Origin of the sequence: Streptomyces sp. NPDC059080 (assembly GCF_042739975.1) — a bacterium.
GTDB classification, from domain to species: Bacteria; Actinomycetota; Actinomycetes; order Streptomycetales; family Streptomycetaceae; genus Streptomyces; species Streptomyces benahoarensis.
Genome location: NZ_JBHYGX010000025.1, coordinates 34,611 through 47,440 on the forward strand (window position 1 = coordinate 34,611; position 12,830 = coordinate 47,440).

The 12,830-nt window shown below is 72.6% G+C and carries 9 protein-coding genes and 1 pseudogene; 4 read left to right on the top strand and 6 right to left on the bottom strand.

What is annotated here, in order from left to right:
• Positions 1–22: 22 nt before the first annotated feature.
• From ACFWWQ_RS20105 to ACFWWQ_RS20125, 5 genes are all read right to left on the bottom strand, one after another.
• A complete protein-coding gene (locus tag ACFWWQ_RS20105; RefSeq protein WP_384597929.1) occupies positions 23–613 on the bottom strand; it encodes a TIGR03086 family metal-binding protein in 591 nt (196 codons plus the stop codon).
• Between the two features lie 169 nt (positions 614–782).
• Complete coding sequence (locus ACFWWQ_RS20110) at positions 783–2,588, bottom strand: class I adenylate-forming enzyme family protein (protein ID WP_384597931.1); 1,806 nt, start codon at positions 2,586–2,588, stop codon at positions 783–785.
• 174 nt (positions 2,589–2,762) lie between these two features.
• Positions 2,763–3,041 carry a hypothetical protein gene (locus tag ACFWWQ_RS20115; RefSeq protein ID WP_384597933.1) on the bottom strand — a complete coding sequence of 93 codons (279 nt, stop codon included), beginning with the start codon at positions 3,039–3,041 and terminating at the stop codon, positions 2,763–2,765.
• 903 nt (positions 3,042–3,944) lie between these two features.
• Positions 3,945–4,247, bottom strand: coding sequence for a laminin G (locus tag ACFWWQ_RS20120; RefSeq protein WP_384597935.1), 303 nt, complete (start codon positions 4,245–4,247; stop codon positions 3,945–3,947).
• A 214-nt stretch (positions 4,248–4,461) separates the two neighbouring features.
• Positions 4,462–7,434 carry a BTAD domain-containing putative transcriptional regulator gene (locus ACFWWQ_RS20125; protein ID WP_384597937.1) on the bottom strand — a complete coding sequence of 991 codons (2,973 nt, stop codon included), beginning with the start codon at positions 7,432–7,434 and terminating at the stop codon, positions 4,462–4,464.
• Positions 7,435–7,910: 476 nt separating this feature from the next.
• Here ACFWWQ_RS20125 and ACFWWQ_RS20130 point away from each other — a divergent pair, with 476 nt between their 5' ends.
• Positions 7,911–9,152 carry an amidohydrolase family protein gene (locus ACFWWQ_RS20130; RefSeq protein WP_384597939.1) on the top strand — a complete coding sequence of 414 codons (1,242 nt, stop codon included), beginning with the start codon at positions 7,911–7,913 and terminating at the stop codon, positions 9,150–9,152.
• Between the two features lie 30 nt (positions 9,153–9,182).
• Here ACFWWQ_RS20130 and ACFWWQ_RS20135 read toward each other — a convergent pair.
• Positions 9,183–9,431: pseudogene (locus ACFWWQ_RS20135) on the bottom strand (GntR family transcriptional regulator); the annotation flags it as partial.
• An 88-nt stretch (positions 9,432–9,519) separates the two neighbouring features.
• Between ACFWWQ_RS20135 and ACFWWQ_RS20140 the strand changes: the two are divergent.
• From ACFWWQ_RS20140 to ACFWWQ_RS20150, 3 genes are all read left to right on the top strand, one after another.
• Positions 9,520–10,470 carry a TIGR03619 family F420-dependent LLM class oxidoreductase gene (locus tag ACFWWQ_RS20140; protein WP_384597941.1) on the top strand — a complete coding sequence of 317 codons (951 nt, stop codon included), beginning with the start codon at positions 9,520–9,522 and terminating at the stop codon, positions 10,468–10,470.
• An 84-nt stretch (positions 10,471–10,554) separates the two neighbouring features.
• Positions 10,555–11,340: an SDR family NAD(P)-dependent oxidoreductase gene (locus ACFWWQ_RS20145; protein WP_384597943.1), complete on the top strand. Its 786-nt coding sequence runs from the start codon at positions 10,555–10,557 to the stop codon at positions 11,338–11,340.
• Positions 11,341–11,560: 220 nt separating this feature from the next.
• Positions 11,561–12,688, top strand: a complete 1,128-nt coding sequence (locus ACFWWQ_RS20150; RefSeq protein WP_384597945.1) for an LLM class flavin-dependent oxidoreductase — start codon at positions 11,561–11,563, stop codon at positions 12,686–12,688.
• Positions 12,689–12,830 lie beyond the last annotated feature (142 nt).

The following is a 12,830-nucleotide window of genomic DNA, read 5'->3' on the forward strand; positions in this document are numbered from 1 at the left end:
CGCCGCTCGGCCCCGGCCCGCGCTACCCCCGGGGCGGTGTCCAGTCCGGGCGGCGGCCGCTCAGGGCCACGACGCGGTCCAGCAGGGTCGTGTCGTCCGGTACGGGGACGGCCGGGCCGAACATGCCGCCGCGGGCCGGGTCCTCGGCGGCGGGGGCGAGCAGTGCGTACGAAACCCCGAGGCTCGCGGTGTCGGGTGCGTAGGGCAGGCCGGTGGCGCGTGCCAGGTCCCAGCCGTGGAGGACGAGTTCGTTGAGCGCGATCCGCCCGGCGAGGGCGGCGGGCAGGGTGATGCCACCGGCCCGCGTCTCGCCCTCCCAGGCGTCCGGGTGGTGCCAGGCCGCAGCCAGCGCGTCGAGGTTCGCGGCCAGCTCGTCGCGCCACCCGGGCGAGACGTCGGGCAGCGCGCTGCCCGGAGAGGTCGCGGTCGAGGGGCCGAGGTCCTTGGCCGCCGCGTCCCGGAACGCCGAGGTCAGGCCCACGAGATGCCCCAGCAGATTCCGCACCGCGTACTCCGTGCACGGTGTGGGCGCCGCCAGCTGCTCGTCGCGGGTGCGGGCGGCGAGGTGGGCGATCAGTGCGGTCTGCGTGCCGAAGTCGATGGTCTCCGTCATGTCCGGGCCTTCCTTCCGTCGTCACCGGTCCGGCCGTACCACCGGCCCGGCCCTCAGTGAAACGGCCCCGGGGCCCGCGCCTCGGTCGCCACACCGGGCCGACCGCCGGGGAGACGACAGCCACCCGGCCACCGGGACGAGGCCCCGGCTCCGGCTCCGGCTCCGGCCCCTACCGCTCCCCGGCCGTCGCCTCGCCGGACGCACTCCGCCCAGGCGCCGCCGCGCCCGGCACCCCCTGCCCAGGCGCTGCCCTCCCGCCCGGCGCCGCCTCCCCGTACCGCTCCCGCAGCACCGTCTTGAGGACCTTGGACAACGGCCCGCCCCGAGGCAGCGCGTCGGTGATCTCCAGCTGTTCCGGCAGCTTCTGCGTCATCAGCCCCGCCGCTCGCAGGTGTGCGGTCAGTGCGGCCAGAGTGGGCGGCGGGGCCGCGGGGCCGGCGAGGGTGACGACGGCGCACACCCGCTCGCCGCGGGCCCGGTCCGGGAGGCCGATCACCGCCGCCTCGGCGACCCCCGGATACGTCCGCACCAGCTCCTCGACCTCCTGCGCCGAGATGTTCTCGCCCTTGCGGATGATGATGTCCTTGAGGCGCCCGGTGAGGACGAGGTGTCCGTCGGGCCGCAGATGGCCGAGGTCGCCGGTGCGGAAATACCCGTCCGCGTCGAACGCCGCGGCGGTCAGCTCCGGATCGGTGTACCGGCGGAAGACCATCGGCCCCTTGACCGTCACCTCACCGCTCTCACCGGTCGCGGCTTCGGAACCGTCCGGCCGGGCGATCCGTAGCGTCGCGTCCATAACGGGCCGTCCCACCGTCCGCGCCAGCTGCTCGTCCCCGTCGTACGGCGTGCCCATCGTGATCATGGGGCACTCCGTCATGCCGTAGCCGTGCACCAACGCGCAGTCCAGCTCAGCCACGGTCTCGGCGTACAGCTCCGGCGGCAGCGGCGCCCCGCCGCCGGAGAGCAGCCGCAGTGACGGGAGGAGCGGCCCGGCGCCGGGCCGCTCCTCCCGGCGGCGGCGCGACGCGTCGAGAAACGCCTGGTAGAACGCGGTGCTGCCGCCCGCCATGGTCACTCCGTGCCGCCGGTAGACGGCCGCCGCCGCGTCCGGCCGGAAGGCGTCGAGCACGACGGCGGGGAAGCCACCGGCCAGCATCGCGACGAGGTAGTCGGGCCCGGCGATATGGGCGTACGGGAACGCGATCGAGCCGACGTCGTCCGCCGACATCCCCAGCGCCGTGGCCAGCCCGAACCCCCCGGCGATCAGCGACGCATCGGTGTGCTCGACGCCCTTGGGCGCGGCGGTCGTACCGGACGTGTAGGAGATCCAGCTCGTGACGGCCGGGATGCCCGGGAGCGGCGGCGCCGGGGGAGGGGGCAGCACCCGAGGGTCGCCGGCCGGCAGCCCGAAATCCGGGCCGGAGTCACCGGCCGCCAGTCTGCGCTCCCGGCCCGGGCCGTGGTCCGGCACCCAGGAGCTCTCCCCGGCGCGACCGTCGTACTCGTACCCGTCCCCGCCCCCATGCCGCCCCTGGTCCCGGTCCGCGTCGTCCCGTGGCCCGACCGTCAGCACCCGTACGCCCGGCCCGGCCACCCCCCGCGCCATCGCCGTGAAGTCGACGCTCCGCCACACCCCGGGGACGAGAACGAATTCGGCCGCCGATTCGGCCAGGATGAAACCGAGTTCGCGTTCCCGCAGCAGATGGAGCACCGGTATCTGCACCGCCCCGAGCCGGGCCAGCGCGAGGGAGGTGAGCACCGTGCCGATCCGCGTCGGCAGCTGCCAGGCCACCCGCGTACCGGCCCGGACGCCCTGCCCCCACAGCCCGGCGGCCACCCGCAGGGCCGCGTTCCGCGCCTGTACGAAGGTGATCCGCCGCCCCTCGGCGTCGAAGAACATCGGCGCCCCGGGGGAGGCTCCCGCGCGGTACTCGACCAGTTCCCAGAGCGTCTGCACACGACCGGACTCGAACACGGCGCCTCCAGGCCACGAGGGAGCGGTGCGGGGCGCCAAGCGTAGAACTGATGGGCCGTCAGGTCCAGATTCGGGCCCGGAGCCGAGGATGCCCGGGAACGGCCGCGGCTGGCGCCCGCGGGACCCTTACGGGTGCGGGGCCGGCCGCCGGAGGGTTGCCGTAAGGGTTTGGCCCTACGGCACGAGAGGGGTGTGGCTGTCGGCCGTGCTGACCGTGCCGGGCGCAACCGGGATGTGGCTGTCGCTCGCGGTAACGCCGCCGGGCGCGACGGGGATGTGGCTGTCACCCGGGACGAACGGGATGTGGCTGTCGGCAGGGGTGAACGGTATGTGGCTGTCCCGGGTGGCGGGCGGCGCCGGGATGTGGCTGTCGGCCAGGGCGGGGGAGGCCGCGATGCCGAGGGCGGTGGCGCCGAGGGCGGCCGTGACCAGGGTGCGCGTGATGCGGTTCATGCCAGCTCCAAAGTGTGCGGGATCCGTAGGAGAACGTTCCCTTGTGTGAACCGTGCCTGACCAGATGACGGTAGCCCGTTGTCAGCCAGATGTTCGATCAAATCACGGGAAGTTGCCCAAAAAACACGCGGGTTGAAGCCTTCTTGGGGGAGCGGAACGCTCCGCTGCGACCCCTGCTGAGCCGTCATCGCGACCGTTGCACCCGCATCGCCCCACCCGGGCCCGGATCGGCGCCCCGTACCTGTACGGGGCCCCACGGATACGGCCGGTTTCGATGGCTCCCCTGATGACGTCATCGAAACCGGCCGCCACGATCCCCCGATCGTGCCCGGCGCGCGGTGGCGCCGGGTGCCCGGAACGGTCGGCCCCTCCCCAGGTGCCACCCGCCCGGACGTCTTACCCCCCTCGGGCCTCCAGGGCCCCGGACCTCATGGGCCTCGGCCCGGGGGTCCGATCCGTACGGGTGATCCGTACGGGCCGTCCCCCACGGGCGAGCCCTACGGGATGCGAGCCCAACAGGCCCGGGTCCCGCCCCCCTTACTGCCGCACCGCCGGTCCGCAGCGGTGCGGCCCCCCCCGTCAGCGGCAGCCGGACCATCCCCCGGCCTGGCCGCCACCGACGTTCCGGGCCCTCCCCAGAGCCCGGCCCCCCCCTTGGCCCGTTCCGTTGGTGCCCCGATCCCCCCGGGGCCCGTGGGCCGGACCATCCCCCTGATGCCGATACGGCGGTGCGGACGCCCGGTTTTCCCCCGTCCGGGAGTACGCCGTGCCGCCGTACCTGTGGCATCCGCGGGCCGGGTTCCCCTACGGCATCCCGTAAGGAAACCGGTCCTCGGCGGGTGCGCCGTGGGTGTCGCGTCCGGTGGACGGTATGACGCGACACCTACGGCGCCTCACCGTGGCTCAGTGCTTCGGATCGGCGACCGGACGGTTGCTGTCCTTCGTCTCGATGCCGCCGTCGGTTGCCGCCGGACGGTCGGCCACCGCGCCGGAATCGATGATCGGACGGTTGCTGTCCCGGGTGTGGACGGTCCCGGCAGTGTCCGCCGCCTGGATGGGGCGGTTGCTGTCCATGGGCAGGATCGGACGGTTGCTGTCCATCGGGCGAATGGGGCGGTTGCTGTCCATGGGCCGGATGGGGCGGTTGCTGTCCATCGGGCGCACGGTGTCGTGGCCGTCCCCGTGCTGCGGATGCTGGGTGGTCATGGTGGCTCAACTCCTGTGCTGGGCGTTGGTGAACCCACTCGTCCGGCAACTCCCCCGTGGGTTGCCGGACGAGCAGACCAAGGCCGGACACCGTGGTGGTGTGGCCATGGGCACCGAGCCGCTTGCCCCCCGAGGCGGCGGATCGATACCCATGAGAGTGCCGTTCGGCGATGAACGATCGATAAACGCCCGCGGCGACGCCCCTGACCTGCGACTATGCGACGACTACCGAGGAGATCAACGGTTGCCCGGCGCTGTTCCCGGGGATTGCGGGCGGCACCACGCCGTCCATGGGCAGGCCCAGCTGTTCATGGATGGAGACGACCTCCTGCCAGCAGACCTTCGCCCGGCCGGTGTGCCCGATCTGGTCGAGGGCGTGCCCCAGCGTCCGCAGCGCGTCGGCCCGCCAGCGCCCGCCGCCGATCCCGCGCAGCGCGGCCAGCGCCTGCTCGGCGTGGTCGGCGGCGCTGGTCGGACGGTGCGCGGCGAGGTCGGCCTCGGCGAGCCGCAGATACGTCATCGCCTCCCAGAACCGCTGGCGGCTGTCCCGGAAGATGGCCAGCGCGGCGACGAGTTGCTCTGTCGCCTCGTCCAGCCGCTCGGCCAGGGTGAGCGCCATGCCGAGGGCGTACATGCCGTTGGCGAGGCGGCGGGTGGCCCCGGCCTCGCGGTAGCAGTCGATGCCCTGCTGCGCGAGGCGGATGGCGCTGTCGGTGCGCCCGGTGTCCAGGTGGACGCGGGAGAGGTTGCACAGCGCGCTGGCCTCGGACTGCTTGTTCTTGTTCTCCCGGAAGGCGAGCAGCGCCTGGTTGAGATATGCCTCCGCCTCCTCGTGCTGGTGGCGGATGCTGGCGATGATGCCGCGGTCGTTGGGACCGTTGGACGAGGTGAACGGGTCGTCCGCCGCCAGCCCGGACAGCGTGGCCAGCTTGGCGTGTTCATCGGCCTCGGTGAGCCGCCCGAACTGCGTGCAGATCGGCGACAGCGACCAGTGGGCCCGACCTGCGGCGTGCTGGTCCTCAGCCTCCAGCGCGGCGGCCAGCAGGACGTGGTTGGCCTGCTCGTACTGCCGGTTGTTGGCGCCGGACTCGGCCATGTCGCGGGTGAGCAGCAGCAGGTCGACGGCGCGCCGCAGCCCGGCGGGGCCGGTGTTCTGCAGGGCGCACGCGATGATGCAGCGGGTCTCGCCGAACAGCCAGTTCAGCGCCTCGGCGCGGTCGGCGAAGTCGAGGCCCGGGTAGTGCGGCGTCTCCATCTGCGTGACGAGCATGTCGCCGGGCCGCTCCAGGGCGTACATCCGGGCGGCGGTCGCCAGATAGAAGTCGAGCAGCCGGGACAGCGCCGCGTCCCGCTCCTCCGGCGGTTGTTCGTCGCGCTCGGCGCAGGAACGCGCGTAGAGCCGGACCAGATCGTGGAAGCGGTACCGGCCCGGTGCCGCGGATTCCAGCAGGGAGGTGTCGACGAGGGATTCGAGCAGGTCCTCGGCGGTCTCGGTGTCCATGCCGAGCAGGGCGGCGGCCGCGGCGAGCGACAGGTCGGGGCCGTCGGCGAGGCCCAGCAGCCGGAACGCGCGGGCCTGCTGCGGCTCCAGCTGGCCGTAGCCCAGCTCGAAGGTGGCCTTGACCGCGAGGTCCCCGGCGCGCAGCTCGTCCAGGCGGCGGCGCTCGTCGGCGAGCTTGCGGGCGAGGAAGGAGACCGTCCAGGTGCGGCGGGCCGCCAGCCGGGAGGCGGCGATACGGATGGCGAGCGGCAGGAAACCGCAGGCGCCGACGACGTCCATGGACGCCTCGCGTTCGGCGTTGACCCGCTCCTCGCCGACGATCCGGGAAAAGAGGGTGAACGCCTCCTCCGGGCTCATCACGTCCAGGTCGATGAGCTGCGCCCCGGCCAGGTCGATCATGCGGGTGCGGCTGGTGATCAGCGCGGCGCAGCCCTCGGTGCCGGGCAGCAGCGGGCGGACCTGCGCGGCGTCGCGGGCGTTGTCGAGCAGCGCGAGGATGCGGCGCCCGGCGAGCGTGGAGCGGTAGAGCGCGGCGCGTTCGTCGAGACCGTCCGGGATGGACGTCTCCGGGGTGCCCAGGGCGCGCAGGAAGGCACCGAGGACGGCCTCCGGCTCGACGGGGGCGCTCCCGGCGCCCTGGAGGTCGACGTAGAGCTGTCCGTCGGGGAAACGGTGGTGGGCGGCGTGCGCGACGTGCACGGCGAGGGTGGTCTTGCCGACGCCGCCGATCCCGGCCACCGCGGAGACCGCCATGATGTGGCCCTCGGCGGTGGCGAGCTGTTCGCTCAGCTCCGCGACGAAGGCGATGCGGCCGGTGAAGTCCTGGACGGTGGCGGGGAGTTGCTGCGGGCGCAGCAGGACCGGCTCGCCCGTGCCGTGACCGGAGCCGGGCGTCGCGGGCGCGTCCAGGTCCGGGTCGGCGCGCAGGATGCGCTGCTGGAGTTCGGAGAGCGAGGCGCGCGGATCGACGCCCAGCTCCTCGGCGAGGAGGCGGCGGGTGTCGGCGTAGACGGCGAGGGCCTCGGCCTGCCGGCCGCTGCGGTACAGCGCGAGCATCAGCAGCTCCCGCAGGCGTTCGCGGAGCGGGTGCGCGGCGGTCAGGGAGGTCAGTTCGGAGACCACCTCGGTGTGGTGGCCCAGCTCCAGTTCCAGTTCGAGCCGGGACTCCAGCAGCGAGCGGCGCCATTCGTCGAGGCGGGTGCGCTGGTTCTCGGCGTACGGTCCGGCCAGTCCGGCGAGCGGTTCGCCGTCCCACAGGGCCAGCGCGGCGTCGAGGAGTTCCCGGGCGCGGCAGCGGTCGCCCGCGGCCTTGGCCTTCTCCGCTTCGGCGGCGTACTGCTCGGCGCGGTCGTGGTCGAGGTCGAGCGGTTGCCCGTCGGCCGTGCGGATCGCGTAGCCGCCCGACTCGCTGACGAGCAGGTCGGCGTCGTCCCCCAGGGTCTTGCGGATGCGGGAGGCGTAGGTGCGCAGGGCGGCGAGTGCGGCGTGCGGCGGTTCCCCGCCCCAGAGGGCGTCGACGAGTTCGGCTGCGGTGGCGGTGTGTCCGCCGCGCAGCAGCAGCGCGGCGAGCAGCGCCCGTTGTTGCGGTGATCCCACTCCCAGCTTGTGCTCACCGCGCCACGCCCGCACGGGACCGAGCACGGTGAAGCGCAGTCGCTCCCGCCTCTGTCCCGGACCGTCGTCCATGGTGACCCCCTGCCCCTGCCGTCTCTGTACTGTGATGGTGTCGTTCCGCTGTGTGCGCAACGGTCAGTCTGCCTTGTCCCGGCGGTTCGCGTCAGTAGGGGGCCGGACCGTCCACAAACCCTCCTCGGCCACCGGCGTGCGCACCGGACGGGGCGCCGCCGGAGCGGAGCGCCGCACTCCGCCGGGCGCGCCCCTCGCGCGTGGGCGCGCCCGCCGAGCCGCCGTGAGCTGCCCCTCCACCCTCTCTCCGCTTCCGCCCCGCCTCGCCCGATCTGTGCATGCCCATGCCACTTCTTCACCGGTTGTTCGCACGCCGTACGTCACGCCCCGAGGTGCGGGACCGTCACCCTTACGGGATCCGTTCGCGCGACTGCACAACGTAACCCGACGGGCGCCTCGCGCGCACCCGTTGTCGGCGGGGGTTCGCCCCTCCGCACTTACTGACGATCCGTCAGATCGGCGTTACCGTACCCCTCATGGAGACCCACGAGACCCTTCCCCAGATCATCTCGGTGGACGACCACACGGTGGAGCCGCCCGAGGTGTGGCAGGACCGACTCCCCGCGAAGTACCGCGACACCGGGCCGCGGATCGTGCGCGCACCCCTGAAGGAAATGACCTTCGTCGGCGGGAAGTTCGCCCCCAAGATGGGCGCCCCCGGCGACGACGGCCCGCCGGCCGACTGGTGGGTCTACGAGGACCTGCACCGCCCGCTGACACGCCTCGACACCGCCGTCGGCTACTCCCGCGACGAGATACGCCTCGAAGGCATCACCTACGAGCAGATGCGCCCCGGGTCGTTCAGCGTCCCCGAGCGGCTGGCCGACATGGACGTCAACCACGTCCAGTCCGCCCTCTGCTTCCCCACCTTCCCGCGCTTCTGCGGCCAGACGTTCACCGAGGCCAAGGACCGCGAACTGGGTCTGCTGGGGGTGCGCGCGTACAACGACTGGATGGTGGAGGAGTGGTGCGGCCCGCAGTCGCGCGGGCGGCTGATCCCGCTTACCCTCGTGCCCCTCTGGGACCCCGGACTCGCCGCCGCCGAGGTCCGGCGCAACGCCGCCCGCGGCGTCCGCGCCGTCTGCTTCAGCGAGATCCCCCCGCACCTCGGGCTGCCCAGCATCCACACCGACCACTGGGACCCGTTCCTGCGCGCCTGCGACGAGACCGGCACGGTCATCGCCATGCACATCGGCTCCTCCTCGAAGATGCCGTCCACCTCCGCCGACGCCCCGCCCGCCGTCGGCTCCACCATCACCTTCGCCAACTGCTGCTTCTCGATGGTCGACTGGCTGATGAGCGGCACGTTCGACCGCTTCCCGAACCTGCGGATCATGTACGCCGAGGGCCAGATCGGCTGGATCCCGTACATCCTCGAACGCGCCGACATCGTCTGGGAGGAGAACCGCGCCTGGGGCGGCGTGGCCGACAAGGTCCTCCGCCCGCCCTCCGAACTCTTCACCGACCACGTCTACGGCTGCTTCTTCGACGACGCCTTCGGGCTCCGTAACCTCGACGCGATCGGCGTCGGCAACGTCCTCTACGAGACGGACTACCCGCACTCGGACTCGACCTGGCCCCGCTCCCGCCAGGTGGCCGAGGAGCAGATGGGGCATCTGCCGCACGATGTCGTGGAGCGGCTGGTGCGGGGGAATGCGATCGAACTGCTGGGGCTGACGGGGGAGGGGCTTTGGGGGGTGTCGGCGCCTCGGGGGTGACCAGCGGCTGCCGCCTACGGGGCGCGGTCCTCAGCCTGGCGTGAACTCGTACTGCAGCTCGTAGAGGTGGCCCGCCTTGATCATGACGGTCACCTCGACGGGGCGCTCGTCGGTGCTGTAGAGGGTGCGGAGCGTCCGCAGGACGGGAAGACCTCCCGGGAGCTTGAGCGCGTCGTGCTGTTCCTGCGTGGGGATCTTGGTGGCGCCCGCGAGGCGGGTGCCGCGGGCGAGGGCGGCCGGGTAGTAGGAGTTGGTCGGCTCGCAGGGGACGTCGTCGATGTCCGTCGGCCTCTTGCCCGGTGACGCCGGAGCGCACACCATTGCCGCACCGTAGCAATATGACGACTCGTCAGATTTGAGGTGCGGGATGGTGCGGGTGCTGCCCAGTGGGCGGTTGGCGTACGGGATGCAATTGCCGGTGCAGGCGCAGAGCGGGGTGTTCGCGGAGGGGTGGGAGGCGGCGGCGGGGCCGGAGGATCTGGTGGCGGTGGCGCGGGCCGCGGACCGGTGCGGGTTCGCGTATGTCGCCTGCTGTGAGCACGTCGCGATTCCGCGGCGGCTGGCAGGGGCGATGGGGACGGTCTGGTACGACCCGGTGGCCACGCTCGCGCATCTGGCGGCGGTCACCGAGCGGGTGCGGCTGCTGAGTCATGTCGCGGTGGTCGGGCTGCGGCATCCGCTGCTGTCGGCGAAGCAGTTCGCGACGCTCGACCGGCTGTCGGGCGGGCGCCTGATCATCGGGGTGGGCGCCGGGCACGTCCAGGAGGAGTTCGAGGCGCTCGGGGTGGACTTCGCGCGGCGCGGGGCGGTGCTGGACGAGACGGTGGACGCGCTGAAGGCGGCGCTGGGACCCGAGGAGTTCGCCGCGTTCGCGGGGGAGCGGTTCGCGTTCTCGGAGCTGGGGCAGGCGCCGCGCCCGGTGCAGACGCCGCGGCCGCCGGTGTGGGTGGGCGGCTCCTCGCCCGCGGCGGTGCGGCGGGCCGCGGAACGGGGGGACGGGTGGCTGCCGCAGGGTGATCGGAGACCGCAACTGCGGGAAAAAATCGCGGTGTTGAGAGGGCTGCGGGAGGCCGCCGGGGTGGTGGAGCCCGCGGAGATCGGGGCCATCACCGAGCCGTTGTACGTCGGCGAGCCCAGGTGGGACGTCGGGCGCCGGGCGCTGAGCGGGACGCCCGAGCGGATCGCCGCGTCGCTGCGGGAGTACCGGGAGATGGGCGTCGACCAGATCCAGGTGCGGTTCCGGTGCCGGGGGCGGGAGGAGCTGACGGATCAGATGGCGGCGTTCGGGGCGGAGGTGGGGCCGTTGTTGGAGGAGTGAGGCGGGGAGCGTCCCGGGGCGCGGGCTCTCCGGGGCTGCGGTCGAGCACCGAACCAGGTACGAAATCCACGTGAGGGGCTGGGCATGGGCAAGCTGGACGGTCGGGTCGTCGTCATCACCGGTGCGGCGCGCGGGCAGGGCGAGCAGGAGGCGCGGCTGTTCGTCGCCGAGGGGGCGCGGGTGGTGATCGGGGACGTGCTGGACGAGCAGGGGTCGGCGCTCGCGGCCGAGCTGGGGGAGGCCGCCGCGCGGTACGTGCACCTGGACGTGGCGCGGGAGGACGACTGGGCGGCGGCCGTGGCGGCGGCGAAGGATGCCTTCGGGAAGATCGACGGGCTGGTCGCCAACGCCGGGATCCTGCGGTTCAACGCGCTGACCGCCACCCCGCTGGAAGAGTTCCTGAAAGTGATGCAGGTGAACCAGGTCGGCTGCTTCCTCGGGATCCGTACCGTCGCGCCCGAGATCGCCGCGGCGGGCGGCGGCACCATCGTCAACACCGCCTCGTACACAGGGGTGACCGGCATGGCGTACGTCGGTGCCTACGCGGCGAGCAAGCATGCCGTGCTGGGGCTCACCCGGGTTGCCGCGCTGGAGCTGGCGGCCCAGGGGATCCGGGTGAACGCGGTGTGCCCGGGGGCGGTGGACACCCCGATGACGAACCCGGCGGCCCTCGACCCGGAGGCCGACCCGGAGGCTTCGGCGCGATCGGTGGACGCGCTGTACCGCAAGCTGGTGCCGATGGGGCGGATCGGCCGCCCGGAGGAGATCGCCCGGCTGGCACTCTTCCTGACCTGCGACGACTCGTCGTACATCACCGGGCAGCCGTTCGTTGTGGACGGGGGCTGGCTGGCAGGCGTCGGCCTCGGGTGAGCGTGCTCCGGGGCCGCGCCCGAAGCCGCATCTGACGCTTCATCAGCTATTGACGCTTCGCGGTGCCGGTGGAACAGTCTGCGCAGGCTCGTCAATCTGACGGTTCGTCAGAAAAGTGGGAGCCGGCATCACCCACCCGCATCACCCACCCGCACGGCCCGTCACCCAGCGGCGTCCTCGCGAAGCGGCGTCGGAAGAGACGTAAGGACGGTGAACCCCCGTGGAATTCGGGATCTTCGTACAGGGCTACGTCCCCGCCGCGCGCGCCGCGGCCGACCCCGAGGCCGAGCACCACGCACTGATCGAGGAGACGGAGTACGTCATCCAGGCGGACCGCTCCGGCTTCAAATACGCCTGGGCCTCCGAGCACCACTTCCTGGAGGAGTACTCCCACCTCTCCGCCAACGACGTGTTCCTCGGCTACCTCGCCCACGCCACCGAACGCATCCATCTGGGTTCCGGCATATTCAACCCCCTCGCGCCGGTCAACCACCCGGTGAAGGTCGCCGAGAAGGTCGCCATGCTCGACCACCTCTCCGGCGGACGCTTCGAATTCGGCTCCGGGCGCGGCGCGGGCAGCCACGAGATCCTCGGGTTCATGCCGGGCGTCACCGACATGAACCACACCAAGGAGCTGTGGGAGGAGACCATCGCGGAGTTCCCCAAGATGTGGCTCCAGGACGAGTACGAGGGCTTCCGCGGCACACACTGGCAACTCCCGCCCCGCAAGGTCCTCCCCAAGCCGTACGGACCCTCCCACCCCGCCATGTGGTACGCCGCCGGGTCCCCCTCCTCGTACGCGATGGCCGGGCGCAAGGGCCTCGGCGTCCTCGGGTTCAGCGTGCAGAAGGTCGCCGACATGGAGTGGGTGGTCGACTCGTACAAGAGCGCCGTCAAGGACGCCGAACCCGTAGGGGACTTCGTCAACGACAACGTCATGGTCACCTCGACCGCCATCTGCGCCGAGACGCATGAAAAGGCCGTGGAGATCGCCGTCGGCGGCGGGCTCAACTACCTCCAGTCGCTGCTCTTCCGCTACCACGACACCTTCCCGCGGCCCGACGGCATCCCCGCCTGGCCCGAACTGCTCCCCGACTACACCGAGGAGCTGATCGAGCTGCTGATCGCCGAGGAGCTGATGATCTGCGGCGACCCGGACGAGGTCCTCGCGCAGTGCCGCCGCTGGGAGGCGGCCGGAGCCGACCAGCTCTCCTTCGGCCTGCCCATCGGCATCAGCCGGGACGACACCCTCACCTCCATCCGGCTCATCGGCGAGCACGTCATCCCGAAGATCGACACGGACCCGGTGCACCGGACGACGCGCTTCCGGGAAGCGGGCGGCGCCTGACGCCACCGGCCGCGGCGCCCGGCCGGGCGGGCCCGGCTCGCGGCCCGCGGCTCGCGGCCCGCGGCCCGCCGCACCGCCCTGCACTGCCGCGCACCGCACCGCCGTGCACCGCCCTGCACCGCACCGCCGCGCCCCGCGAGAC